At 38.0% G+C, this 25441-nt stretch carries 24 protein-coding genes; 6 read left to right on the top strand and 18 right to left on the bottom strand.

The features are described 5' to 3' along the window. Positions 1 to 52: 52 nt before the first annotated feature. Entirely contained in the window at positions 53 to 829 is a 777-nt protein-coding gene (locus A6A20_RS03925; protein ID WP_279572239.1) for a carbonic anhydrase, read from the top strand. A gap of 118 nt (positions 830 to 947) precedes the next feature. Next, complete coding sequence (locus A6A20_RS03920) at positions 948 to 1748, top strand: TatD family hydrolase (RefSeq protein WP_279572238.1); 801 nt, start codon at positions 948 to 950, stop codon at positions 1746 to 1748. Positions 1749 to 1752: 4 nt separating this feature from the next. On the opposite strand, the gene era is transcribed toward A6A20_RS03920, so the two are convergent. The 12 genes from era to mutH form a co-directional block, all read right to left on the bottom strand. Further along, on the bottom strand, positions 1753 to 2655 hold the full coding sequence (era, locus tag A6A20_RS03915) for a GTPase Era (protein WP_279572237.1): 903 nt from the start codon (positions 2653 to 2655) through the stop codon (positions 1753 to 1755). Next, a complete protein-coding gene (gene rnc / locus A6A20_RS03910) occupies positions 2652 to 3323 on the bottom strand; it encodes a ribonuclease III (protein ID WP_279572236.1) in 672 nt (223 codons plus the stop codon). The genes era and rnc overlap by 4 nt, the downstream gene beginning before the upstream one ends. A 1-nt stretch (position 3324) precedes the next feature. Further along, positions 3325 to 4278 (bottom strand): signal peptidase I, encoded by a 954-nt coding sequence (gene lepB, locus A6A20_RS03905; RefSeq protein ID WP_279572235.1) that lies wholly within the window; start codon positions 4276 to 4278, stop codon positions 3325 to 3327. A gap of 14 nt (positions 4279 to 4292) precedes the next feature. Beyond that, positions 4293 to 6089: a translation elongation factor 4 gene (gene lepA, locus A6A20_RS03900; protein ID WP_279572234.1), complete on the bottom strand. Its 1797-nt coding sequence runs from the start codon at positions 6087 to 6089 to the stop codon at positions 4293 to 4295. Positions 6090 to 6314: 225 nt separating this feature from the next. Further along, positions 6315 to 7706, bottom strand: coding sequence for an oxygen-independent coproporphyrinogen III oxidase (hemN, locus tag A6A20_RS03895; RefSeq protein ID WP_279572233.1), 1392 nt, complete (start codon positions 7704 to 7706; stop codon positions 6315 to 6317). Positions 7707 to 7715: 9 nt separating this feature from the next. After that, complete coding sequence (locus A6A20_RS03890; protein ID WP_279572232.1) at positions 7716 to 8150, bottom strand: DUF2489 domain-containing protein; 435 nt, start codon at positions 8148 to 8150, stop codon at positions 7716 to 7718. 7 nt (positions 8151 to 8157) lie between these two features. Beyond that, a complete protein-coding gene (gene yihI, locus A6A20_RS03885) occupies positions 8158 to 8709 on the bottom strand; it encodes a Der GTPase-activating protein YihI (protein WP_279572231.1) in 552 nt (183 codons plus the stop codon). 141 nt (positions 8710 to 8850) lie between these two features. Then, entirely contained in the window at positions 8851 to 10167 is a 1317-nt protein-coding gene (gene paeA, locus A6A20_RS03880; RefSeq protein ID WP_279572230.1) for a polyamine export protein PaeA, read from the bottom strand. A gap of 149 nt (positions 10168 to 10316) precedes the next feature. Then, positions 10317 to 10847: a DUF1523 family protein gene (locus A6A20_RS03875; RefSeq protein ID WP_279573737.1), complete on the bottom strand. Its 531-nt coding sequence runs from the start codon at positions 10845 to 10847 to the stop codon at positions 10317 to 10319. Between the two features lie 40 nt (positions 10848 to 10887). Beyond that, the gene (locus tag A6A20_RS03870) at positions 10888 to 11670 is read right to left on the bottom strand and encodes a YchF/TatD family DNA exonuclease (protein WP_279572229.1); all 783 of its coding nucleotides are present in this window, start codon (positions 11668 to 11670) and stop codon (positions 10888 to 10890) included. Positions 11671 to 11922: 252 nt separating this feature from the next. Next, positions 11923 to 12642: a TerC family protein gene (locus A6A20_RS03865; RefSeq protein WP_279572228.1), complete on the bottom strand. Its 720-nt coding sequence runs from the start codon at positions 12640 to 12642 to the stop codon at positions 11923 to 11925. Positions 12643 to 12827: 185 nt separating this feature from the next. Continuing rightward, entirely contained in the window at positions 12828 to 13514 is a 687-nt protein-coding gene (mutH, locus tag A6A20_RS03860) for a DNA mismatch repair endonuclease MutH (RefSeq protein ID WP_279572227.1), read from the bottom strand. 656 nt (positions 13515 to 14170) lie between these two features. On the opposite strand from mutH, the gene ffh reads away from it, so the two are divergent. Next, entirely contained in the window at positions 14171 to 15541 is a 1371-nt protein-coding gene (gene ffh / locus A6A20_RS03855; protein ID WP_279572226.1) for a signal recognition particle protein, read from the top strand. Positions 15542 to 15662: 121 nt separating this feature from the next. After that, the gene (locus A6A20_RS03850; RefSeq protein WP_279572225.1) at positions 15663 to 16112 is read left to right on the top strand and encodes a surface-adhesin E family protein; all 450 of its coding nucleotides are present in this window, start codon (positions 15663 to 15665) and stop codon (positions 16110 to 16112) included. 66 nt (positions 16113 to 16178) lie between these two features. Here the strand turns inward: A6A20_RS03850 and frdD are convergent, their stop codons facing one another. From frdD to cysZ, 6 genes are all read right to left on the bottom strand, one after another. After that, positions 16179 to 16526, bottom strand: a complete 348-nt coding sequence (frdD, locus tag A6A20_RS03845; RefSeq protein ID WP_279572224.1) for a fumarate reductase subunit FrdD — start codon at positions 16524 to 16526, stop codon at positions 16179 to 16181. A 12-nt stretch (positions 16527 to 16538) separates the two neighbouring features. Continuing rightward, a complete protein-coding gene (frdC, locus tag A6A20_RS03840) occupies positions 16539 to 16943 on the bottom strand; it encodes a fumarate reductase subunit FrdC (protein WP_279572223.1) in 405 nt (134 codons plus the stop codon). 10 nt (positions 16944 to 16953) lie between these two features. Further along, entirely contained in the window at positions 16954 to 17724 is a 771-nt protein-coding gene (locus A6A20_RS03835; RefSeq protein WP_279572222.1) for a succinate dehydrogenase/fumarate reductase iron-sulfur subunit, read from the bottom strand. A gap of 4 nt (positions 17725 to 17728) precedes the next feature. Continuing rightward, a complete protein-coding gene (gene frdA / locus A6A20_RS03830) occupies positions 17729 to 19513 on the bottom strand; it encodes a fumarate reductase (quinol) flavoprotein subunit (protein WP_279572221.1) in 1785 nt (594 codons plus the stop codon). A 474-nt stretch (positions 19514 to 19987) separates the two neighbouring features. Continuing rightward, a complete protein-coding gene (gene cysK / locus A6A20_RS03825) occupies positions 19988 to 20935 on the bottom strand; it encodes a cysteine synthase A (protein ID WP_279572220.1) in 948 nt (315 codons plus the stop codon). Between the two features lie 109 nt (positions 20936 to 21044). Next, on the bottom strand, positions 21045 to 21836 hold the full coding sequence (gene cysZ / locus A6A20_RS03820; RefSeq protein WP_279572219.1) for a sulfate transporter CysZ: 792 nt from the start codon (positions 21834 to 21836) through the stop codon (positions 21045 to 21047). Positions 21837 to 22027: 191 nt separating this feature from the next. On the opposite strand from cysZ, the gene zipA reads away from it, so the two are divergent. Next, a complete protein-coding gene (gene zipA / locus A6A20_RS03815) occupies positions 22028 to 23239 on the top strand; it encodes a cell division protein ZipA (RefSeq protein ID WP_279572218.1) in 1212 nt (403 codons plus the stop codon). A gap of 106 nt (positions 23240 to 23345) precedes the next feature. Then, positions 23346 to 25361 (top strand): NAD-dependent DNA ligase LigA, encoded by a 2016-nt coding sequence (gene ligA / locus A6A20_RS03810; RefSeq protein WP_279572217.1) that lies wholly within the window; start codon positions 23346 to 23348, stop codon positions 25359 to 25361. Positions 25362 to 25441 lie beyond the last annotated feature (80 nt).

Raw genomic sequence — 25441 nt, 5'->3', positions numbered from 1 at the left:
TTTGCTATTTATTTGGAGTATATTAATTTGTTCATAATATAAAGAGGTAATTATGATGAAAAAAATAGGGGTAATCAGCTTATTTACGGCTTTTCTTTTAGGTTGTAGTCAACAACAGTCAAACATGGCTCACGATGAAAAAGCAATACATTCTGTTCATCATCACTGGTCTTATGTTGGTAATGAAGATCCTGCCCATTGGGGAGATTTAGCAACAGATTATCAAGTTTGTAAGTTGGGTAAAAACCAATCTCCAGTGGATTTGTCTGAGTCTATTGTAACGCATTCTCATTCAATTAAATTGCGTACAGCTAAAACAGAGGTAACATTAGAAAATAATGGGCATAGTATTCAAGTAACGCCAGCAAACACGAATAATATGTTATGGATTAAACAAAAACCTTTTGTTTTACAGCAATTCCATTTTCATACACCAAGTGAGCATACCTTTAAACAGCAGCATTTTCCGTTAGAAGGACATTTTGTCTATCAAAGTGAAGATGGGCAGTTGGCTGTCGTTGCTGTCTTTTTTAATATAGGTAAAGCCAATGCTGTATTAACTCAATTAGAACAACAAACTTTATCTGTAGGACAAAAGTATTCTTTAACTCAAGCTATTGATTTAGCCAAACTTATACCTAAAAATCAAAAACATTTGCGTTTAACGGGGTCATTAACGACACCACCTTGTACTGAGGGAGTAAATTGGATTATTATGCAACAACCGATTGAAGCAAGTCAGACACAAATTGATTGGCTAGCGAAAATAATGGGAAAAAATAATCGTCCATTACAGCCGTTAAATTCACGTTTTATTATTCAAGAATAATATTAGGGACTGTTCTAGTTATCTAGTACAGCCCCTTATTTTAAATTGAAATGACTAATACTATAATGCCAATATTTTTAATATTGGCATTAAACTAACTGATTAAACTGTGCAACAAATGAGATTTTTTGATACCCATACCCATTTAGATTATGTTCAACAGCAAACTCAGCAACCTTTAGCTACTTTATTGCACAATGCCAAACAGCATCAAGTAGAAAAAATATTGATTGTGTCAGTCATGGCGAAAGATTTCAAAAAAATTGAAAAAATGACCGCACTTTATCCACAACAACTTTATTATGCTTTAGGCTTGCACCCTTTACATTTGTTACAACACCAAACTAAACACCTTGAGCAATTAGATTCATTATTGGCACAATGCCCTAGCCATTGTACTGCCATTGGCGAAATTGGTTTGGAGCGTGCAGTGCCTGAATTAATTACACCACAAAATTGGCATAAGCAATGTGAATTATTGGAATGTCAGTTGCAACTCGCTAAACGCTATGCCTTGCCTGTAAATATTCATTCTCGTAAAGCTCACGAACAGCTTGTCCCTTTCTTAAAAAGGGCTGATTTAACCATCACAGGGGTTATCCATGGTTTTGCGGGCAGTTATCAGCAAGCAAAGCGTTTTGTTGATTTAGGTTATAAGATTGGTGTTGGTGGAACAATTACTTATCAACGAGCCAATAAAACCCGTCAAACTATGGCAAAATTGCCGTTAGACTGTTTATTGTTAGAAACGGATAGTCCTGATATGCCTGTTTTTGGCTTCCAAGGGCAAGTTAATCGTCCTGAGCGAATTAATCAAATTTTTATGGCGTTGTGTCAATTAAGAACAGAATCGCCACAACAAATTGCCGAGGTTATTTGGCAACAAAGTTGTGGCTTATTTGCGAGTAAACAATATTGAGGGGTTAATTATCCATATAGCCTAAACTTCTTAAGGCACGTTCGTCATCAGCCCAGCCAGATTTGACTTTAACCCATAATTCTAAATGGACTTTTGCGTCAAATAAACGTTGCATATCTTGACGTGCCTCAGTGCCGATAGTTTTGATTTTTTGCCCTCCACGCCCAATGACCATTTTTTTCTGTCCTTCTCGTTCAACCAGAATTAAGCCATTAATTTCATAAATACCACGTTCATTAACTTTAAATTGTTCAATTTCAACGGTTACCGAATAAGGTAATTCCTCGCCAGTAAAACGCATTAATTTTTCACGAATAATTTCTGATGCCATAAAGCGTTGGGAACGGTCAGTAACATAATCTTCAGGGAAATGATGAATACCGGGACGTAGGGTTTTACGCACAATATTTTCTATTTCCTGTACATTTTTGCCCCGTTGAGCGGAAATAGGCACAACATAAGCAAAAGGAAATTTTTCGGTTAATTGGCTAATAAAGGGAAGTAATTCATCTTTATTTTTTACATTATCAATTTTGTTAATTGCCAATAACACAGGGGGGTTTGTTTTGCGTAGTTTATTTAGCACCATTTCGTCATCATCATTCCAATGTGTACCGTCCACTACAAAAATAATGAGATCCACATCGCCAATAGCACTGCTTGCTGCTCGATTCATTAAGCGATTAATGGCACGTTTTTCCTCAATATGTAGCCCCGGTGTATCCACATAAATGGCTTGGTATGCTCCTTCCGTATGAATACCTACAATACGATGGCGGGTAGTTTGTGCTTTGCGTGAAGTAATGGAAATTTTTTGCCCTAAAATTTTATTTAATAAGGTGGATTTGCCTACATTGGGGCGTCCTACAATCGCAATAAATCCACAATAAGTTTGTTGTTCTGTCATAGTTTTAACTCTTTTAAGATTTGTTCAGCGGCGGATTGTTCCGCTTTTCGGCGGCTTGAGCCTATGCCAATAAAGGTTTTTTTCATATTTTCAACATGGCATTTAATTTTAAAGGTTTGGCAATGATCCTTGCCTTGAATATCAAGAATTTCATAGTTAGGTAGAGGTAAATGTTTACCTTGTAGATATTCTTGTAAGCGAGTTTTGGGATCTTTTTGATTTTCACCGGGTTTAATTTGTTGCAATAATGGGGTATACCATTGTCTTACTATGGCACAAGCTGAAGTTAAATCACTATCAAGTAAGATTGCCCCAATAATAGCCTCAACGCCATCAGATAAGATAGATTCACGCCGAAAACCACCGCTCTTTAATTCCCCCGGTCCAAGATATAAATAACTGCCTAACTCAAACTCGCGAGCTAAAATAGCCAAGGTTTGTTCTCTCACTAAAGTGGCTCGCATACGACTAAGCTCACCTTCATTCGCTTTTGGAAAACGGTAATATAGGTCTTCTGCAATGGTTAAATTCAAAATAGCATCGCCAAGATATTCTAGCCGTTCATTATGTTTATACCCTGCACTACGGTGAGTCAGGGCTTGTTCTAATAAAGCAATTTGTTGAAATTGATAACCAATTTTTTGTTGTAGTTTTTTTAATTTATTCATATTATTGGATTTTTGTAAACATACGATCAAATCTTAAACCTGTTGGCCATTGATTTGGTTTTTTATCTAAACTTAACCAAATATAACTTGCTTTGCCTACCACAGATTGTTCAGGCACAAAACCCCAAAAACGGCTATCTTCACTATTATCACGATTATCGCCCATCACAAAATAATGCCCTGCTGGCACAACCCATTCGGTTTGTGGATAATAAAAAGGTTCTGGATTATTTAAGATCTTGTGGGTAACACTTCCATACTCAGTACGTTCTAATTGTGGTTGTTGATAATAGATAAATTCCGGATTAGGTTCAGCTTGCGAGTATTTAAAATGGATCACTTCACAATTTTGCTCACAAGGTTCGCCATTGACATTAGGAATAAGACTAATATCACGTGTGGCTAAATCATAAATCACTTTATCACCACCAACCCCAATAACACGCTTAATATAGTCTAAGCTAGGTTGTGGCGGTGCTTTAAACACAATCACATCGCCACGTTGCGGTTTGCCCGTTTCAATTAAGGTATGTTGAAAAATAGGATCTTTAATGCCATAGGCATATTTTTCTACAAGAATAAAATCGCCTACTCTTAATGTGGGTTCCATTGAACCTGAAGGAATTTGAAAAGGTTCAAAGAGAAATGAACGCAAAATTAATACAAACGCCAATACAGGAAATAATGAACCAATAAATTCAGAACCCTCTGAAAGCGGTTCAATTTGATTTTTTTCTGCCTCAGTCAAGGTTTTACCTGAGCGCTGTTCCGCGCGGGCAATTTGACGCTTACGCTTTGGTAATGCCGAGAAACGGTTATAACACCAAAATATCCCAGCAATAAAGGTTAAAATCACCAGTAAAAGGGAAAAAGTATTAGGTAAGTTAAGACTTTCTAATATTTTCCAACCAATAAAGGCAACAACAAGTAGAATAGGCAGAAAAAATTTTGACATAGTAATTTCCTTTTTTATTTATCCTTACCAACATGCAGAATGGCTAAAAACGCCTCTTGCGGGACTTCCACATTTCCTAAGGATTTCATACGTTTTTTCCCTTCTTTTTGTTTTTGTAACAATTTTTTCTTACGGCTTACATCGCCACCGTAACATTTGGCTAACACGTTCTTACGCAACTGTTTTACTGTTGAACGTGCAATAATATGATTACCAATCGCCGCTTGAATTGCAATATCAAATTGCTGACGAGGAATAAGCTCACGCATTTTCTCTACTAATTCACGACCACGATAAGGGGCATTATCTTTATGCACAATCAAGGCTAAGGCATCAACCCGTTCACCATTAATCATAATATCCACACGCACCATATTCGCTGCTTGGAAACGTTTAAAACCATAATCAAGAGAGGCATAACCCCGAGAAGTGGATTTCAAGCGGTCAAAGAAATCCAGCACCACTTCGCCCATTGGGATTTCATAGGTTAATGCCACTTGATTGCCATGATACACCATATTGGTTTGCACCCCACGTTTTTCCACACAAAGGGTAATCACATTGCCTAGATAACTTTGTGGTAAAAGCATATTACATTCCGCAATAGGCTCACGAATTTCTGCAATATTATTTAATGGCGGCAATTTCGCAGGACTATCAACATAGACTATTTCGCCATTGGTTAATTCTACTTCATAAACCACCGTTGGGGCAGTGGTAATTAAATCAAGATCGTATTCGCGTTCTAATCGTTCTTGGATAATTTCCATGTGCAATAAACCAAGGAAACCACAGCGGAAACCAAAACCGAGTGCTGTTGAGTTTTCTGGTTCATAAAATAACGAGGCATCATTTAAACTTAACTTACCCAATGCATCTCGGAAAGCTTCATAGTCATCAGAACTCACAGGGAAAAGTCCGGCATAAACTTGAGGTTTGACTTTTTTAAAACCCGGTAGAGCAGCATCAGCAGGATTATGTTGGTGCGTGAGAGTATCGCCCACAGGTGCACCCAAAATATCCTTAATAGCACATACAACCCAACCTACTTCGCCACATTTTAATTCAGCGGTATCTACTTGTTTTGGGGTAAAAATACCAAGACGATCAACGCCATAGGTTTGCCCTGTACTCATCACTTTGATTTTATCGCCTTTACGCAATGTACCATTTTTAATGCGTACTAAAGACACTACACCAAGATAATTATCAAACCAAGAGTCAATAATCAAGGCTTGTAATGGGGCATCAGGATCGCCCTCAGGTGCTGGAATTTTGGCAACAATTTCTTCTAGCACATCTTCAATACCCACGCCTGTTTTGGCTGAACAACGTACGGCTTCCATTGCATCAATACCAACAATATCCTCAATTTCTTCCGCAACTCGCTCAGGATCAGCGGCAGGTAAATCAATTTTATTCAGGATAGGCACAACCTCAAGATCCATTTCAATGGCGGTATAGCAGTTAGCGAGGGTTTGTGCTTCTACCCCTTGCCCTGCATCAACCACCAATAATGCCCCCTCACAAGCGGCTAAGGAACGAGATACTTCATAGGAAAAATCTACGTGTCCTGGGGTATCAATAAAATTCAGTTGATAGGTTTGCCCATCTTTGGCTTGATAATTTAAGGTTACGCTCTGGGCTTTAATGGTAATACCACGCTCACGTTCTAAATCCATTGAATCCAAGACTTGTGCCGCCATTTCACGATCACTCAAACCACCACAAGTTTGAATTAAACGATCGGATAAAGTGGATTTACCATGGTCAATATGAGCAATAATGGAGAAATTTCTAATATTTTGCATAAATTAAGGTTTTTTATCTTTTTCTAATGCTAATCATTATTTAATCGGCAAATTTTACCTGAATATTTGTTTTAGTGCTATATATTCCGATCAGAAGACGGAGGACTAAGAACTGAAGACAGGGTTACAAATGTATTTGATGCCAAAAGTGCGGTGGATTTTGAAAAAATTTTCTAAATCTCAATGTGAGGTAAATGTAACGCTCTCTGTCTTCTGTCCTCCGAACTAGATAATCCTAGAAAATTGTTGTCTTCTCGCTTGCTGGCGAGAATAGGTATCAAAACATAAACAAATATTACGAATTAACAAACGCCCCTGTGGTGTAACTTGTAATCCATTATTGTTAATCTCTATTAAGCCATCTTCTGCTAAAGGTGCTAAGAGGGTTAAATCTTCCGCAAAATGCTGTTTAAAATCAATCTGATAAAGATTTTCAATCCAACAATAATCTAATTTAAAGTTACAAATAAGTTGCTTAATCACATCTCGCCGTAAGCAATCTTCTTGCGTCATTGCTAAACCTTTATGTAACGCTGTTCCTTGTTTTTCCACTGCCGTATAATAATGTTTTAATTCTTTTTGGTTTTGAGCATAGGTATCGCCTAATAAACTAATGGCAGAAACCCCTAATCCAAGTAAATCACATTCTTCTTGTGTGGTATAACCTTGGAAGTTACGATGCAATACCCCTTGCTGTTGAGCGAGAGCTAATTCATCATCGGGTTTGGCGAAATGATCCATACCGATAAATTTATAACCAGCTTGAGCAAGGGTTTCAATGGTTTTTTGCAAGATAGTGAGCTTTGTTTGTGGTGCTGGTAATTGTGTTTCTTTAATTTTATGTTGACCTGCAAAGCGGCTTGGTAAATGGGCGTAGTTAAATACACTTAACCGATCTGGATTAAGCTCAATAACACGTTGCAAAGTAAACATAAAACTCTCTACGGTTTGTAAGGGTAAACCATAGATTAAATCAAGATTAATGGAATCAAATTGTAATTCTCTCGCTCGTTTTACTAGAGCAAAGACGAACTCTTCATCTTGCTCTCGATTAATGGCTTTTTGTACGTCTTTATTGAAATCTTGGATTCCCATACTGATCCGATTAAATCCTAATTGACGTAAATGCCCTAGCATAGAGAGTTCAATTTCACGAGGATCCATTTCAATACTAATTTCAGCATTGGCAAGGACATTAAAGTTTTCCCGTAACATGGCCATTAAGCGTTGTGATTGTTGTTCGGTTAAATAAGTGGGTGTGCCACCGCCCCAATGTATTTGACTTACTTGACGTTGTTTAAACAATGGCGAACGGGTTTTAATTTCTTTTTCTAAATAATCTAAATAGATATCTGCTTTATGTTGATGGCGTGTAATAACCTTGTTACAGCCACAAAAATAACAAAGTTTATGACAAAAAGGAATATGAACATACAGGGAAAGTGGGCGTTGCGGATAACGTTGTGTTGCTTGTTGAAAATCTTCCTCACCATAGGTTTCATTAAATTCTAGTGCGGTGGGGTAGGAAGTATAGCGTGGCCCAGAATGATTATATTTTTGAATAAGATCCAAATTCCAACTTACTTCAGTGGTAAGATTGGCGATAGATGCTGACATAAGTTTCCCCTACAATTTTTCTACATCAGCCAGTAACTGATGCAACTCCAACATAATTTTTTGTTCTAATTTGGCTTCTGCACTTTCTCGCTCTAAATCTAATCGCATACGTTCATTTTTGACTAAAGCACGCCGAGCTTCGTGAGTAGGCATATCTTGCACTACCTGATAAAGTTCAAACATAGCAGGATAGCGATCCAATTTGTGCCCAAGGGGTTCAAGGAGCATTTTTAAGCGAATTACCCCCTCGGAATGATTACAATCATTGCTCCTCATTGCTTTGGCAATAATCACAATACTTTCTTTTAAACGATTTTTACGGGCTAATTGAGCCTGCATAAATGCTTTTTTTTGTTTCTGCAATGAAAGTAATAAGCTCACAGCATAACCTAACAAAGCCAAAATAATAATTATGGCGATAATCGCCAACCAAGTGATTAACATCGTCTATTTACTTAAATTGGTTAATATCAATATGGGCAAAAGTGCGGTATAAATCTTCCTCATTTTCCCCTTCTTCCTCTACCATACCAAGTTGTTGCATTAGCTCGTCAATGCGTTGTAAACATTCATCAACAAAGGCTTGATCCTGTGGTTTTAAGGTTTTTCCTGCTTCTAATTGATCTAATAACTCATTTAAAATTTCATTATTTTCCAACCGTTCTAATTCTAGGGCAGGATCCATTGGCTGATATTGTTTCGTAGGGGCTTTATTTTCTCTATTGACAAATTCCACCACCAACGGCACTTTTTTACGACTGCCAAGGCGAGGATCTTGGCGAAGTGTATTTTCCTGTTTGTTATTGTCGCTTGCAACACTATGGCGAGAACCTGAAGGCAATCCCTTATGTTTTCTTTTGCGTTTTTCTTCCCTCGCTTTTGCATCTAACTCGTAACGTGTCAGTTTTTTACCACGACGAGGTTTTTCCGCCAAAGGCTTTTTATCAGCCTTACGAGCAGGCATAATATCTGTTACTTTACGGCTTTTTTTCTTACGTGCCATTTGTTTTACCTTTTTGATCAAAAATTGTTATGAATTGTATCATTATATTCTTTTTCTCTCTATTCTCTCAGCGAGAATAAAAAATCAGAAAATAGACCGCACTTGGTTCAGCTATAGTCGTTTCATTTTAAAGTACGATGACTATTTTTCCGTTTGGGACGTATGGCTAAATTCTTTGCGTAATGACACCATAAGCTGATCAATTTTGAAATTTTCTGTATCAATAATTTCAAATTTATATTTATCATACATGACAAAATCGGTTTTTTTCGGGATTTTGCGTAACATATACATCATAAAACCACTAATGGTTTCATAGTTCTGATCATCTGGAAATTGCTCAATATCCAAGGCACGTTGCACATCTTCCAAAGGTGTAGCCCCATCAATTAACCAAGAGTTTTCATCACGTCTGACAATTTGTTCTTCTTCATTGGAAACCAATTCGCCCATAACAATGCTCATTACATCTTTAAGGGTAATAATCCCCACCACTAAGGCATATTCATTCACAATTACCGCAAAATCTTCGCCTGAAGATTTAAATAATTCTAAAACCTCGTATAAAGACAGGGTATCAGGAATATACAAAGGTTTACGTAAAATACGATTATCGGTCAGGGTAACAGCATTATCATTTTGCAAAAATAAGGTTAAAAGATTATGCGACTCTACATAGCCTAAAATTTTATCAATACTGTTATCACAAATTAATAGTTTGGAATGGGAATTTTGGCTTAGGGTTTCCACCACTTTTTGCCGATCATCGGTTTTATTTAAAAACACAATATATTCACGACTTGTCATGGTTGAGGTAACCGTACGAGCCTGCATATCAAAGATATTCTCAATTAAATATTGCTCTTGGGCTTTAAATACTCCAGCTTGAGCGCCAGCATCAAGCATTGCCACAATATCTTCGGAACTCATACTTTCTTGGCGTACTGTTGGGATTTTGAATAAACGGAAAAGTAAATTAGCAACCCAATCAAAAACCCAAACAATGGGTTTGAAAATAAAAATTGAAATGCTCATAATGCGTACGGTGGCAATCGCCAACTGTTCTGGTTTGGTCATTGCTACACGTTTAGGCATTAAATCCGCAAATAAAATAAAGGACGCTGTGACCAAAATAAACGAAAGCCAAGAGGCAAGGGTTTCAAGCCAAGCTGAGCTAGAATATTGGGCTAATAATTCTTGCAAATAGGGACGAACCGCACTTTCGCCTACAATACCACCAGAAATTGCCACCATATTTAAGCCAATTTGCACTACTGTAATAAATTTTCCCGGCTGTTCTTGTAATTTAAGCACTTCTAAGGCTTTATTATTCCCCTCATTGGCTAACTGTTGTAATTTTAATTTCCTTGCACCAGCTAAGGAAATTTCAGCGGAAGAAATGACCGCACTTATCAGAATTAAAATCATTAAAATAATGATTGCTTCAATTAATCCCATAATATTTCCATTATTAATTAAACAGGACGATTATAATCGTTCCACATTAAAATAATAGGGCATTGGTAAGCCTTGTCTTATTCTAAATTGGAACGACTATAAATTAATCGCCCAAGAAAAGTTTCAATATCGGTTTATGCTTGGCTTGGTTACTTTTCGCTATCAAACCAACCACGAATAAGCTGAATGGATAAGAATAATGTCAGTGCCAAGCAGGCATATAAAATATAGCTTAATAGTGGAATAGCTGGCGTATCTTCGGCGGATACCGCTTTGATGGCTGTAATGTTGCGATATTCATCAAACATTACTAAACGCCAACCATAGTATTTTACTTGAACTAACTGATCTGGTTCATTAGCAAAAGCAGAGGCTTGTGCTTGTAAATTGGCAGAACCAAATTTAAAGTAAAATGGAAAACCCCAACGGGTATCTTCGTTACGATAAACCATAGGACCGCTAGTATTTGATTGTTGCGTATAAATATAGTAAACATCACGAGTTGGACCGTCCGCAGGATTGGCTTTGGTAATTGGACCGTCTTTATCCACACGCTTTACTTCAACCCCAGTAACTCGGGTAATTTCATAGTGCGGTGTAACATAATTGACTACCGCAAAAAGAAAAAGATGAAAAGCGAGAGTAACGAGAAGTAAAAAGTATTTAATATATTTTCTAATTGCCATAATTGATCCTTATTAAACGAGCAAACATCATACACTATACTAATTTGATTTTGAATAAGTCCATAAAGTTTTGTGTGGTAATTTCAGCGAATTCTGTCATAGATAATCCCTTTAATGTTGCCACATATTCGCAAACTTCTCGTACATAAGCAGGTTGATTTTGTTTACCACGATAAGGGACAGGGGCAAGATAAGGCGAGTCAGTTTCTACTAACAAGCGATCTAACGGAATATAGCGTACTACATCACGCAATTCTTCCGCATTTTTAAAGGTAATAATGCCTGAAATGGAAATATAAAAACCAAGATCGAGGGCTTGTTCTGCCATTTGTTGGTTTTCCGTAAAACAATGCAAAACACCACCGCACTTATCTGCTTGATGCTCTCTCAATAATTGAATTGTATCTTCTCGAGCCGAGCGTGTATGCACAACCACAGGTTTATTTAACTGCTTAGCGATCTCTATTTGTTGCATAAATACATTCTGTTGTAATGATTTATTTTCCGCACTGTAATAATAATCTAATCCCGTTTCGCCAATGGCTACTACTTTCTTATCGCTGGCTAAGGTTAATAAACGCTGATAATTAAAAGGCTCTTCCTCAAGATCTAAAGGGTGAACTCCACAAGCTAGCGACACATCGTCACGATGAGCTAAACTATCACGCATTTTTTCAAATCGGCTTAGTGTAACCCCAATAGATAATAAATGTTTTACGCCACGAGCTTTGGCTTTATCAATGACATCATCAATATTTTGGTGAATTTTTTCATAATCTAAGGCATCAAGATGACAATGGGAATCCACAATAAACATAGTATTCTTCACATTCCTTAATCAATAAATCGGTAAAAAAGCGTTAAAGTGTAACATAGTGAGAGGGGAAGGGCTATATAACAATTTTGTATTTCTTTTTATAGGAAGTAACAAGTACCGATTTTTTTATAGTCGTTTCAATTTAAAATGAGACAAGGCGGTACGCCGAAGACAGTACAAGTAGTACGGCGAGGCGTACCAACGCTGTATCATTTTAAAGTGGAATGACTATAATCGGTATTCGTTAATGGTCTAAGGCTTAGTAATATGCTTACGCATTTTAATATTAATCATCTCCACCACCACAGAAAAGCCCATGGCGAAGTAGATATAGCCTTTAGGAATATGCAGATCCAGCCCCTCACCTAATAATGCCACACCAATTAAAATCAAGAAAGATAAGGCTAAAATCTTTAAGGTCGGGTGTGATTCTACAAAGTCACTAATGGATTTTGCAGCTAACATCATTACGCCCACTGCAATAATAATGGCAAGGATCATCACTTCAATATGATTTGCCATACCAACAGCGGTAATGACGGAATCTAAGGAAAATACAATATCAAGTACGGCAATTTGTGCCAAGATACTGAAAAAATTAGCGTGTTTAGGCGCGTGTTGTTCATCGTTTTGTTCAGGCATCATCGCGTGATGAATTTCATGGGTACTTTTTGCCACTAAGAATAACCCTCCTATTAATAGGATCAGATCACGCCCAGAAATTTCATTGCCCATAATACTAAACAAGGGGGCTGTGAGTTTCATGACCCAAGCGAGGGAAAGTAAAAGTAAAATTCGCATTGCCATAGCAAGGGTTAAGCCAATTAAACGGGCGGATTGGCGTTTTTGTGCTGGCAGACGACTGACTAAAATGCTAATAAAAATGATATTATCAATGCCTAACACAATTTCCAATGCGGTTAGGGTAAATAATGCGACCCAAGCCTCAGGGCTTGCTAGCCATTCAAACATAATATAATGTCCTTAAATGTAGAATTATCGTTGTCCCACTTTAAAATAATACGGCGTTGGCATACCTTGTCACACTTGTTGTACTGTATTCGGCGTACCGTCTGGTCTTATTTTAAATTGAAACGACGATAAAATAGAAAGTAAAAAGAGAGATCATAGCTTGTTATCATAATAAAGCAACTTATTTACTTATTTTTATGGGCATTTTGTGCTAAAAATGCTTGTAATATTTGTGTGGTAAATTCTTTGCGTAAATAAAAACCAAGGGGAAGGGTATCTATAACTTGCCCGTTTTTGCCGATACCTTTGGTTAAGGCACGACGATTTGCCCCTTTGGGACGTAATTGCAATACTTCCCCTAATTTGGCGTTAATTTGTTGTACTTTGCCTAGGGCAATGTAATCCATGAGTTCTTCCCAATCTTGGCGTAATTGCTGTTCTTGTTGTGGACTAGGTTGCCATAAAATAGGACAACCTATCCGCCGTTCGGCGAGGGGGATTGTGCGTTCGCCCTCAATGGGTATCCATAAGACTTTGGATAATTTATGGCGAACATGGGAATTTTGCCAATTTACCCCAACATTCTGGATCAAGGGAGCGAGGCTTACGAAAGTGGTTTCTAACGGTAAACCTTGTTGATTGATTGGGATTGTTTTTAACTCGATCCCTAAATGGGCAAAATCTTGTTCTGCTTTACTGCCCGCTTTTGCCCCCAGTGCAGTTTCAATTAGCATACCCACCCAGCCTTTATCACGTTTAAGATCAGGAGGAACGGCAATGTTTAAACTGCGAGCTAATTCAGCAAAGGTTAGCCCAGCAATATCGTAGGCTCGTTGTAGTAATTCTTGTTCTGATTGTGGTGTTTGTATCATGCGTATTTAATTGTTTAATAAATAATCATCAAGATCCGATCCCAATATTGATCCTGTTAATTTATTCATACTGAATATTTATCACTATGATAAATAAAGAAAAAATATTAGATCTTAATGTTTGTTTTAAAGGCTAAAAAAGTTATTCTAAATTATACCTTATTTCAACCACAATTTTATCCACAGAAAATCTGAATAACTCACAAAGCAAAAAATATTTATCAATATTGATTAGGATTACAACAAGATTTGTTGCTTTTTTATCTGTTTTATTCAGTAAGATAACGTTAAAAAGTGAGGTATTATTTGAATAATACAAGGTTTATTCAAGATTTATTCATAACTTATCCACAAGCTAGAGTATCGCCATTTCACTTTAAAATAATACGGTATTGGCACGTCTTGCCTTATTTTAAATGATTAAGTGCGGTCTAATTTAGCAAAATTTTATGATTGCCTAATCCTTTTTCAATTGAGCAAGGGATTGCATTGATAAAATTAACAAACCTTTGGATTTAAAGTATAATTTGTTTAATCATTAGGCTGTCGTTGTTTTACTTTGCAATAATACTGTGTTGTCTCGTCTTGCTTTATTTCAAAGTGAACAACAATAAAAAGTGCGGTCAATTTTTGTAACGTTTTTATAAGGATTATTTATGTTTGAGAATTTATCGGATCGTCTAACAAAGACCTTGCGTAATATTACAGGTAAAGGACGATTAACCGAAGATAATATCAAAGAAACTTTGCGTGAAGTGCGTATGGCATTGCTTGAGGCTGATGTCGCCTTGCCCGTAGTGCGTGAATTTATTAACCGAGTGAAAGAACGGGCGATTGGTGAAGAAGTCAATAAAAGTTTAACGCCCGGGCAAGAATTTCTGAAAATTGTACGGGCAGAGTTAGAGTTAGCTATGGGAGAGGCGAATGAAAGCCTGAATTTAGCTACTCAGCCACCTGCGGTTATTTTAATGGCAGGTTTGCAAGGGGCGGGGAAAACCACTTCTGTGGGCAAACTCGCGAAATTTTTGCGTGAACGCCATAAGAAAAAAGTCTTAGTAGTTTCGGCTGACGTTTATCGTCCAGCAGCGATTAAACAGTTAGAAACCCTTGCTCAAAGCGTGAATGTGGACTTTTTCCCTTCTGATGTACAACAACAGCCCGTACAAATTGCTCAGTCAGCATTGCAACATGCCAAGTTAAAATTCTATGATGTGTTGATTGTGGATACTGCTGGTCGCTTACATGTGGATAGCGAAATGATGGAAGAAATTAAACAGGTTCATCAGGTATTAAATCCTATTGAAACCCTGTTTACTGTGGACGCTATGACAGGGCAAGATGCCGCTAATACAGCGAAAGCCTTTAATGAAGCTTTGCCTCTAACTGGGGTGATTTTAACTAAAGTTGATGGCGATGCACGTGGTGGTGCGGCGTTGTCCATTCGTCAAATTACAGGGAAGCCTATTAAATTTTTGGGTGTAGGCGAAAAAACCGATGCCCTTGAGCCGTTTCACCCAGACCGTATTGCCTCAAGAATCTTAGGAATGGGCGATGTTTTATCCTTGATTGAAGATTTAGAACGTTCCGTTGATAAAGAAAAAGCGGAAAAAATGGCACAAAAGTTCAAGAAAGGCGATGAATTTACCCTTGAGGATTTTCGTGATCAGTTGATCGAAATGAAAAAAATGGGGGGAATGATGTCTATGTTAGAAAAATTGCCGGGGGCTAAAAATTTACCTGACCATATTAAGGGGCAAGTTGATGATAAAATGTTTAATCGTATGGAAGCGATGATTAACTCTATGACTCCAAAAGAACGCCGCCGTCCAGAAATTATTAAGGGATCACGCAAACGCCGTATTGCTATGGGATCAGGCACGCAAGTACAGGATTTAAATCGTATGCTTAAGCAATTTGATGAAATGCAACGTATGATGAAAAAAATGCGTAAAGGGGGTATGGCTAAAATGATGCGAAATATGAAAGGTATGATGGGCGGTGGTTTCGGTGGTATGTTTGGACGCTGATACCTAAGCAAAGTGCGGTGAGATTGAGTAAAAATTTTATTATATAGTTGTTCCACTTTAAAATAAGAAAAATTGAGCCGCATACCTAAAGCTTTAATCAAAATAAAGAAAGGGGGAACAAATGAGAAAATATGTTGTTACAGTCATGATGTTGAGCTTAGTTGCTTGTAGCCATAGTGAAAATGTTGATTTAGCGAGACCTCAACAAGTGGAAACAGGTTTTATACAAGTGCTTAATCAACCGGGTTATTATATTGATAGTGCCTCTATTTGGATTGATAGCAAATCCCCTGCGGTAATTAATTTTGATATGGTAACCAATTTAAGCCAAGGGCAACAAGGCTTTAAACATTATCCTACGGAAATAGCTAAGTCTGTGCGTAGCCACAAAAAAATAAATTGTCAAACCAATACTTATTCAAGAGCTGGCGAAATTGTTTATTCTGATTTTTGGGGAAAAGGCATTGCATTAAGCCAACATCGTCAATTATCAAGAACAGTGACGATTCAACCTGATACGCGACTTGATACAGTGGCAAAAGTGCTTTGTGCGAATTTTTATAAAGATTAAATGGACGACTATAAGTATAAAAAACCTAATCTATATAGATTAGGTTTTTTATACTTTTACTTAGGATTATAGGTTAAATACGGCAAATAATACTAATACCGAGTATAAAGTAGATAACCCATAAAAAATTAAACCACCAGCGGGTACATGGATTTTAAAATCGTGCATACCATGATGAATACGGTGCATAGCTCCCCATACAGGGAAAATTAATAGTACTAAAATAAGTAATTTACCAATAATGGTTTGTGAAAAAGCAACGAGATTTTCCACGCCGCCATCAATAAGACCAAAGGGAAGTAAAAAACCAAAGATTAATACTAGTATTGGATAGAACATGGCACTAACCGTTGTCCCTGCACCAAAAAGTAACCATACAACAGGTTCATTGGAACGTTTTGGATCTGTTTTCATATTTCCCCCAATTTATCGATAAATTAGCACTAAGGCAATAATACTTACCAATGCGGTCGCAATCCAAAGACCAATAGTAATAATATTTGGATTAAGACGTTCGTTTTTAACCACAATATTTAATACCTTCGGTGTCATCACATAATAAGTAACGGTATTTAGTAATACAGCGGCTAAGGTAATCACATTGAGGATTACTACCACAGGATTTTGCAAAAACGGAATAAAATGTTGTTTTACACTTTCAACACCGCCACCTAAGCAAATTACCCCATAAAATAGGATAAGGCTGAACCATAAGGTTGGAATTGCAGTGGCTTCACGAAATACATAAAGTTTATAAAAATCTAATTTCGTCCACCAATTTGCTTTTATTTCACGCACATATTTGCGTCTTTTACTGGTTGTTGTCGTCATTTTCCTCTCCTTATTTCTGTGGTCTTAACATGGCAATAATATAGTCTTTTGAACTTTCCACTTTGCCTTGGTTCACTGCAGCGGCAGGATCCACATGTTTTGGACACACTTCGGAACAATAACCCACAAAGGTACAGCTCCATACCCCATTTTTGCCATTAATGATCTTCATACGCTCAGCTTTACCATGATCACGATTATCAAGGTTATAACGGTGAGCAAGGGTTAATGCGGCTGGTCCAACAAACTCAGGATTTAGACCAAATTGTGGGCAAGCGGCATAACATAGACCACAATTAATGCACATAGAAAAAGTGCGATATTTTTCTAATTGTGCAGGTGTTTGTTTGGTACGGCTTTTGGCAAGTTCTGCTGATGGGTGAGGTTTACCGTCTAAGGCAGGAGCTTGGTTGCCGATAATATAAGGTTTGATTGCCTCTAAACTTTCAATAAAGTGGCTCAAATCCACCACTAAATCTCGCTCAATTGGGAAGTTAGCCAAAGGCTCAATACGCATATGACCACTGTAATCACGTAAGAAAGTTTTACAAGCGAGTTTTGGCTTATTATTTACCATCATACCGCAAGAACCACAAATTGCCATACGACAAGACCAACGATAAGAGAGTTCTGGTTCAAGTTGATCCTTAATATAACCTAAAGCATCAAGTAATGACGTTTGGCTATCATAAGGCACTTGATAACTTTTTAAGTACGGTTCTTTATCTTCTTCTGGATTATAACGCAGCACTTCAATATTCATCATTTGTTGATTTATCATCTGCTTACTCCTTTGCTTTAGCGGCTTCTTGGGCTTCAGCTTCTGCACCATACACCCGTTTCGCTGGTTGAGATTTCGTGATTTTTACATCGCTGTATTCAATACGTGGCATACCATTTTCATTGTAAAATGCGAGGGTATGCTTCAAGTAATTGACATCATCACGTTCAGTATAGTCTAAACGTTGGTGTGCACCACGAGACTCTTTGCGTTCAATGGCTGAGTTGGCAATAGATTGTGCCACATCCAAAATATAGCCTAATTCAACGGTATATAAAACGTTGGTATTAAAGACGCTAGAACGATCAGCGATACGAATGCGTTTATAACGCTCTTTTAATTCGGCAATTTTATCTACGGTTTTTTGCATACTTTCTTGAGTACGATAAATCCCGCACCCTTCTTCCATAGAATCGCCCATTTCATCACGAATTTGTGACCAAGATTCATTACCTTCTTGGTTATAGAGATCTTGCAAACGATTAACCACATCTTGAGCTTGAGCATCTACTGCGGTTTGATTTACGGCGGTGGCTTCTACAGCACGTTGTGCGGCATATTCCCCTGCAACACGACCCAATACTAATAATTCAGCTAAAGAGTTAGAGCCTAAACGGTTTGCACCATGTAAACCTGATGACGCACATTCACCTACTGCAAACAACCCTTTGATGCGTGTTTCACTGTTAAAATCTACCTCAATACCACCCATAGTGTAGTGTACAACAGGACGTACAGGAATTGGTGATTTAGCAGGATCAACCCCTTCATAAGCACTGGCTAGCTCACAAATAAATGGCAAACGTTCGTGTAAGTATTTTTCCCCCAAATGACGTAAGTCGAGGTGAACCACATCAACCCCTTTTGCTGTTTTTAAGGTATTACCTTTACGCCATTCTTGCCAGAAGGCTTGTGATACTTTATCACGAGGGCCTAATTCCATATATTTGTTTTCAGGTTTGCCAATCGGTGTTTCAGGACCTAAACCATAATCTTGCAAATAACGATAACCGTCTTTATTGACTAAAATACCACCTTCACCACGACAACCCTCGGTCATTAGAATCCCTGTGTTTGGTAAGCCTGTTGGATGATATTGCACAAATTCCATATCACGCAACGGCACACCATGGCGATAAGCCATAGATAAACCATCGCCCGTTACAATACCGCCATTGGTATTAAAGCGGAAAGCACGACAACCACCACCTGTAGCAATGACTACTGCATTGGCATTGATTTGGACAAGTGTTCCCTCCATCATATTCATTGCCACTAAACCACGAGCATGACCATCATCAACAAGAATATCAAGGACGAAATGTTCATCAAAACGCACGATTTGCGGAAATTGAATAGAAGTTTGGAATAAAGTATGTAATAAATGGAAACCTGTTTTATCGGCGGCAAACCAAGTACGCTCAATTTTCATACCACCAAAACGGCGAACATTCACATCACCATCAGCTTTACGACTCCAAGGGCAGCCCCAACGCTCAAGCTGTGTCATTTCCACAGGGGAATGTTCCACAAAATATTCCACCACATCTTGCTCACATAACCAATCGCCACCTGCTACGGTATCGTGAAAATGTTTATCATAAGAATCTTCTTCTTTAATCACTGCCGCAGCACCACCTTCAGCGGCAACGGTATGGCTACGCATTGGATAAACTTTTGATACTAATGCAACTTTTAGATTCGGATTTGCTTCCGCAGCAGCGATCGCAGCCCGTAAGCCACCGCCACCAGCACCAATAATTGCAATATCGACATTAATGCTTTGCACGATATTCCTCCAAGAATTAACAAAAGTAAAATAAGAAAATAACTTTCTTTTATTAGGGTAGGGTTATTCTGCCATTATTTACGCAGGGATTTAACTTTTTTTTATAGAAAAACCAAGAAATTAATTCATTTCGTGATCTACCTCAAAAAAGTTAATTTGCTTAATTGGTTATCATTTTTATTTGTATATTGAGAATAAAAATCTTTGCGAGTTAGTGAAAATTATTATCAAATGGTGTAAGAGAATGAATAGTGAAAGAGGGAGAAAATAAGTGCGGTCAAAAATCAAAAAGTTTTTGACCGTTTTTTATAGTTGTTTTTCAATTTATAGTTGTTTCAATCTAAAATAAGACAAGGTAGTATGCCATTGCCAATATACGAAATAAAGTTACATAGGCAGAGAAAATAAAAAAATCCCCTTAGTAACTAAGGGGATTATTGAGGAGGAAAATGTCTTAAATAACAAAATAATACATTATGCCTCAATACCGTCAAATAATACGGTACTTAGATAACGTTCTGATGCTGACGGTAAAATTACCACGATTTCTTTATCAGCAAATTCTGGTAATTTGGCTAAGCGATCTGCTGCAGCGAGGGCGGCCCCTGAGGAAATTCCTCCTAAGATCCCTTCTTCCGCCATTAAGCGGCGAGCATATTGTACAGCGGTTTCGCTATCTACGGTTTCCACACGATCGACTAAAGATAAATCTAAATTTTTAGGAATAAAGCCAGCCCCAATTCCTTGGATTTTATGTGGACCCGGCTTGGCTTCTTCGCCGGCACGAGTTTGGGTAATGACAGGTGATTCTGCTGGTTCAACGGCAACAGAAATAATTTGTTTGCCTTTTTCTTGTTTAATGTAACGGCTAACACCTGTAATGGTACCACCAGTGCCTACGCCAGCCACTAACACATCAATTTTTCCTTCAGTGTCATTCCAAATTTCTGGACCTGTGGTTTTTTGATGAATATCAGGGTTGGCTGGGTTTTCAAATTGTTTTAACATGATATAGCGGTTTGGATCAGAATTGGCAATTTCTTCCGCTTTAGCGATTGCCCCTTTCATACCTTTTGCCCCTTCGGTCAAGACTAAATTAACGCCTAAGCCTTTTAATAGTCTTCTACGCTCTAAACTCATGGTTTCAGGCATGGTTAGGGTAATTTTATAGCCACGAGCCGCCGCCACATAGGCTAATGCGATACCTGTATTACCACTGGTAGCATCAACAATCTCTTTGTCTGCATTGAGGATACCGTCTTTTTCCGCTTGCCATACCATATTGGCACCAATACGGCATTTCACACTAAAACTTGGATTGCGCGATTCAATTTTGGCAAGAATATTGCCATTGCCAAAATGTTTTAAACGAACTAATGGGGTATTACCAATGGTTAATGAATTATCTGCATAAACGGTCATTTGGATCTCCTTGGATATGATATTGTTATTGGCGATTTATTCTGCATTATTTTTAACATAGCTTTTTATATGTAAAAAATAGTTATTTGCTATATTTTATAACTAAATGCTATTTTAGTATTGTAATTTCATTGGATTGATTTGTTTTATTCACTTGTGTATCAGGTAATTTTGTACGATATTGCTCTACCCACATTGCGGTTGCTCCGCAAACTGCTACAGGAATAATTAAAAAGTTGACCAGAGGCACAAAGGCACAGAGTGCTACCAAGCTACCAAATGTGGTATTTAACACAGGTTTTTGAGCGAGTTGATCACGCATAATGCGGAAAGGGATTTTATGATTATCAAAAGGATAATCACAATATTGAATGGCTAACATCCAAGCAGTAAAAATAAACATCAAAACAGGCGCGATAGTTTGCCCTAAAGCAGGAACAAAACCCAGTAGAAATAAGAATAATAATCTTGGTAGGCTATAACAAAGTTTTTGCCATTCACGTTTGAGCATACGCGGAATATCTTTAACAAAATCCCACATATTGCCGGTAGAAAAGTCTTCTCCTGTAAGCATTTTTTCTACTTTTTCCGATAATAGTCCATTAAAAGGGGCGGAAATAAAGCCTGCTAAGGTAGTAAAAATAAAATAAAAAACGAGGAGTATCATAATGATAGCCAATACTAAAATTACTGAACTTAGCCAGTCAAGCCAATCAGGCATGACATCAACAAACCACGCCGTAAATAGGGAGAGTTGAGATAATGCAATCCAAAAAATGGCACTAAGGAGTAGGATATTAATAAAAATGGGTAAAATTACAAAACGGCGTAAGCCTTTCTGCCCAATTAATTGCCAACCTTGAATAAAATAACCAATTCCTGCACTCAATTCTTTATGCATATTTTTTCTCCATTAGGGTTTACTTACTCTGACAAATAAATTCTCGGATTAGCTTATAAAAATAGGAAAAAATATGATAAGCTAACGACAAATTTCTTCTTTATTATATCCATAAATTCTCTTATTTTTAACTTGAAGTAGGGCGTATTTGTAGGATATGGATAAACAACAGTCAACAGAATGGGTTAATAATGGATTTGAATACAATTTTGATTATCTTGGGCATACTTGCGTTAGTTATCTTGATTGCCCATGGGTTATGGTCAAGTCGCCGTGAAAAAACACATTTTTTCAAAAATGCCAATACCTTTACACGAGATGGGCGGATTGAACAAGTAAATACCAATGTAACGGATAAACAAACCGATCCATTAACAGGATTGCCTATTCAACAAGCGGGGCAATTACATGGGCAACAACAACCTTTAACTGCACAAATAGAGCAACCAAGTTTAAGCCAAATTTCCCAACAAACTCAGCCAATACAACAAGGATTAGATTTTGAGGCGTATGATGTAACAGCGGATAAAGTTTCTGTTGAGCCATTAAGCGCATCGGCTACGGATAACTCAGCGGAAGTATCATTAGAACAAGCCGTAAATGAAATAAAAATTACCTTGCCTAACCAGTCTCAAGCAGAAAAGGCTGAGCCTGTTTATTATGATATGTCCTCAAGTTCACGAGCGAATACCGCTCATCAATCTACTTATTCATCGCCTTCTACATCTTATCAATATCATCAGCCTACGCCAACCAACACACAACAAGCGGATTTAGCATATCGTTCCATTGCGGATATTGAAGCAAGTTTAGGCGAAGAGGGCGTGAACTTATCCTCGCAAGTATTGCGTGAGCAATTAGCGACCGCTTCGTTACAAGGACGATCTGGAGCAAATAGCGCGACAGCACAAACGACATTAAATCATTCTTATGACGAACCTCAGCCTTTAGTGGATACTCAACAAAATCAACAATCTCAATCCACCAAAGCAACCAGCAATCATCAAGCTCAAGATTTTATTGTGCTTTATGTGGTTGCACCAGAAAACCGAGAGTTTAATGGCACACATCTCGCTCAAGCCTTAGAAGAATTAGGTTTTGTGTATAGCGATGAAGGCATTTTTAATCGTCATTTAGATACAATGGCAAGCCCTGTGCTTTATAGCGTGGCGAATATTCACCAACCGGGTACATTTGATCTGAATACAATGGCTGACTTTAGCACCATTGGTGTAGCGATCTTTATGCAATTAACGGGTAATGCAAATGATCGTGTGAATTTTATTTACCTATGCCAAGATGCTAAAAATTTAGCTGATAAATTGGCAGGCTATGTATTAGATGAACAACAAGAACTCTTTACAGAACAAACTAAAGCTAGCTATCTTGCTCGTTTAAATTAATGATTTAAGTAAAGAAATTTTCGCAAAACCGACCGCACTTTTAGGGCTATAAAAGTGCGGTTTGTTTTGAAATAATTTTTTATTTAGGAATAATGAGATTAAATCTATGCAACAATCAATAGAACAGCAACTTGAACAATTACGCCAACAGCTACGTCATTATGAGTATCAATATCATGTATTAGACAAACCAACAATCCCTGATGCCGAATATGATCGGTTAATGAACCAATTAAAAACCTTAGAGCAACAATATCCCGAATTAATTAGTGCCGATTCGCCAACTCAACGTGTAGGAGCAAAACCCCTCGCCAGTTTTGCTCAAGTACGCCACGAGATCCCAATGTTATCCTTAGATAATGCCTTTTCGGATCAAGAGTTTTATGCCTTTGTAAAACGCATTCAAGAGCGTCTAGGCTATGGCAATGATGATTTAACCTTTTGTTGTGAGCCAAAATTGGACGGATTAGCGGTAAGTATTTTGTATGAAAATGGCATTTTGAGCCAAGGCGCAACCCGTGGTGATGGTAGCACAGGCGAAGATATAACCCTCAATATTCGTACCATTCGCAATATTCCTTTGCAATTATTAACGGATAACCCACCTGCTCGTTTAGAAGTGCGAGGGGAAGTATTTATGTCGCAAGCTGGCTTTGAGCAATTGAATGAAAGAGCGTTGGCACGCGGCGAAAAAACCTTTGCCAACCCACGCAATGCAGCAGCGGGATCATTACGTCAACTTGATCCCAAAATTACTCGTCAACGCCCTTTAGTGTTTAATGCTTATGGTATAGGTATTGCTGAGGGCGTGGTATTACCTGATACTCATTTTGCACGCTTACAGTGGTTAAAACAGATTGGTATTCCCATTAATCAAGAAATTGAACTATGCCGAGGCACTGAACAAGTGCTTGAGTTTTACCGCCAAATGGGGCAAAAACGTGATGGATTAGGCTACGATATTGATGGCACTGTATTAAAAATCAATGAGATAGCCTTACAACAACAGCTAGGTTTTGTGTCTAAAGCACCAAGGTGGGCAATCGCTTACAAATTCCCTGCTCAAGAACAATTAACCATTTTAAAAGCCGTTGAGTTTCAAGTGGGAAGAACAGGGGCTATTACCCCTGTGGCAAAACTTGAGCCTGTTTTTGTGGCAGGGGTAACCGTTAGCAATGCCACTTTGCATAATGGCGATGAAATTGCACGTTTAAATATTGCCATTGGCGATACGGTAATTGTTCGCCGAGCAGGCGATGTGATACCACAAATTATTGGGGTCGTGCTTGAACGCCGTCCAGCTAACGCACAAGCTATTGAATTTCCAACACAATGCCCTGTGTGTGATTCTGCCATTATTCGTATTGAGGGCGAGGCAGTGGCACGTTGTACTGGCGGATTAATTTGCCCTGCACAACGTAAAGAGGCATTAAAACATTTTGTATCACGCCGAGCGATGGATATTGATGGTGTAGGGGGCAAGTTAATTGAACAATTAGTGGATCGTGAATTGGTGCATACCCCAGCAGATTTGTTTAAACTTGATTTAATTACCTTAATGCGATTAGATCGTATGGGGGCAAAATCCGCAGAAAATGCCTTAAATAGCCTAACTAAAGCTAAACATACCAGCCTTGCTCGTTTTATTTTTGCCTTAGGTATTCGTGATGTTGGCGAGGCAACCGCATTAAATTTAGCTAATCATTTCAAAACCTTAACCGCATTAAGACAAGCGGATATTGAACAACTCAAAGCGGTACAAGATGTGGGCGATGTGGTGGCAAATCGCATTTATCTGTTCTGGCAAGAACCCCATAATGTTGCAGTGGTGGAAGACTTAATTGCACAAGGGGTACATTGGGACGATGTACAAACTCAACAACCAGCCAGTGATAATCCTTTTAAGGATAAAACAGTAGTGCTTACTGGCACATTAACCCAAATGGGACGCAATGAAGCAAAAGCTTTATTACAGCAGTTTGGAGCAAAAGTAACAGGCAGTGTATCCGCTAAAACCGATTTTGTCATTGCCGGCGATAATGCGGGTTCAAAATTAACTAAAGCACAAGAGTTAAATATCCCGATCTTAACAGAGCAAGCGTTTTTGGCGTTAGTCAATTAAGGTATAATTTTGTTTATTACACCTCTTATCGGAGGACGAAATAATAGATACCACTAATTAAGTGACTATTCAAAACTAAC

The sequence above is a fragment of the Volucribacter amazonae genome (assembly GCF_029783845.1).
Lineage (GTDB): Bacteria > Pseudomonadota > Gammaproteobacteria > Enterobacterales > Pasteurellaceae > Volucribacter > Volucribacter amazonae.
Note: the sequence above shows the minus strand (reverse complement) of the source record. Positions and strands in the feature narration are given on the sequence as shown.

What these genes read in the sequence shown, in the direction of transcription:
- A6A20_RS03925 (WP_279572239.1), top strand. Translation starts at nt 53, where the DNA reads ATGATGAAAAAAATAGGGGTAATCAGCTTATTTACGGCTTTTCTTTTA.
- A6A20_RS03920 (WP_279572238.1), top strand. Translation starts at nt 948, where the DNA reads ATGAGATTTTTTGATACCCATACCCATTTAGATTATGTTCAACAGCAA.
- era (WP_279572237.1), bottom strand. Translation starts at nt 2,655, where the DNA reads ATGACAGAACAACAAACTTATTGTGGATTTATTGCGATTGTAGGACGC.
- rnc (WP_279572236.1), bottom strand. Translation starts at nt 3,323, where the DNA reads ATGAATAAATTAAAAAAACTACAACAAAAAATTGGTTATCAATTTCAA.
- lepB (WP_279572235.1), bottom strand. Translation starts at nt 4,278, where the DNA reads ATGTCAAAATTTTTTCTGCCTATTCTACTTGTTGTTGCCTTTATTGGT.
- lepA (WP_279572234.1), bottom strand. Translation starts at nt 6,089, where the DNA reads ATGCAAAATATTAGAAATTTCTCCATTATTGCTCATATTGACCATGGT.
- hemN (WP_279572233.1), bottom strand. Translation starts at nt 7,706, where the DNA reads ATGTCAGCATCTATCGCCAATCTTACCACTGAAGTAAGTTGGAATTTG.
- A6A20_RS03890 (WP_279572232.1), bottom strand. Translation starts at nt 8,150, where the DNA reads ATGTTAATCACTTGGTTGGCGATTATCGCCATAATTATTATTTTGGCT.
- yihI (WP_279572231.1), bottom strand. Translation starts at nt 8,709, where the DNA reads ATGGCACGTAAGAAAAAAAGCCGTAAAGTAACAGATATTATGCCTGCT.
- paeA (WP_279572230.1), bottom strand. Translation starts at nt 10,167, where the DNA reads ATGGGATTAATTGAAGCAATCATTATTTTAATGATTTTAATTCTGATA.
- A6A20_RS03870 (WP_279572229.1), bottom strand. Translation starts at nt 11,670, where the DNA reads ATGTTTATTGTGGATTCCCATTGTCATCTTGATGCCTTAGATTATGAA.
- A6A20_RS03865 (WP_279572228.1), bottom strand. Translation starts at nt 12,642, where the DNA reads ATGTTTGAATGGCTAGCAAGCCCTGAGGCTTGGGTCGCATTATTTACC.
- mutH (WP_279572227.1), bottom strand. Translation starts at nt 13,514, where the DNA reads ATGATACAAACACCACAATCAGAACAAGAATTACTACAACGAGCCTAC.
- ffh (WP_279572226.1), top strand. Translation starts at nt 14,171, where the DNA reads ATGTTTGAGAATTTATCGGATCGTCTAACAAAGACCTTGCGTAATATT.
- A6A20_RS03850 (WP_279572225.1), top strand. Translation starts at nt 15,663, where the DNA reads ATGAGAAAATATGTTGTTACAGTCATGATGTTGAGCTTAGTTGCTTGT.
- frdD (WP_279572224.1), bottom strand. Translation starts at nt 16,526, where the DNA reads ATGAAAACAGATCCAAAACGTTCCAATGAACCTGTTGTATGGTTACTT.
- frdC (WP_279572223.1), bottom strand. Translation starts at nt 16,943, where the DNA reads ATGACGACAACAACCAGTAAAAGACGCAAATATGTGCGTGAAATAAAA.
- A6A20_RS03835 (WP_279572222.1), bottom strand. Translation starts at nt 17,724, where the DNA reads ATGATAAATCAACAAATGATGAATATTGAAGTGCTGCGTTATAATCCA.
- cysK (WP_279572220.1), bottom strand. Translation starts at nt 20,935, where the DNA reads ATGACCGTTTATGCAGATAATTCATTAACCATTGGTAATACCCCATTA.
- cysZ (WP_279572219.1), bottom strand. Translation starts at nt 21,836, where the DNA reads ATGCATAAAGAATTGAGTGCAGGAATTGGTTATTTTATTCAAGGTTGG.
- zipA (WP_279572218.1), top strand. Translation starts at nt 22,028, where the DNA reads ATGGATTTGAATACAATTTTGATTATCTTGGGCATACTTGCGTTAGTT.
- ligA (WP_279572217.1), top strand. Translation starts at nt 23,346, where the DNA reads ATGCAACAATCAATAGAACAGCAACTTGAACAATTACGCCAACAGCTA.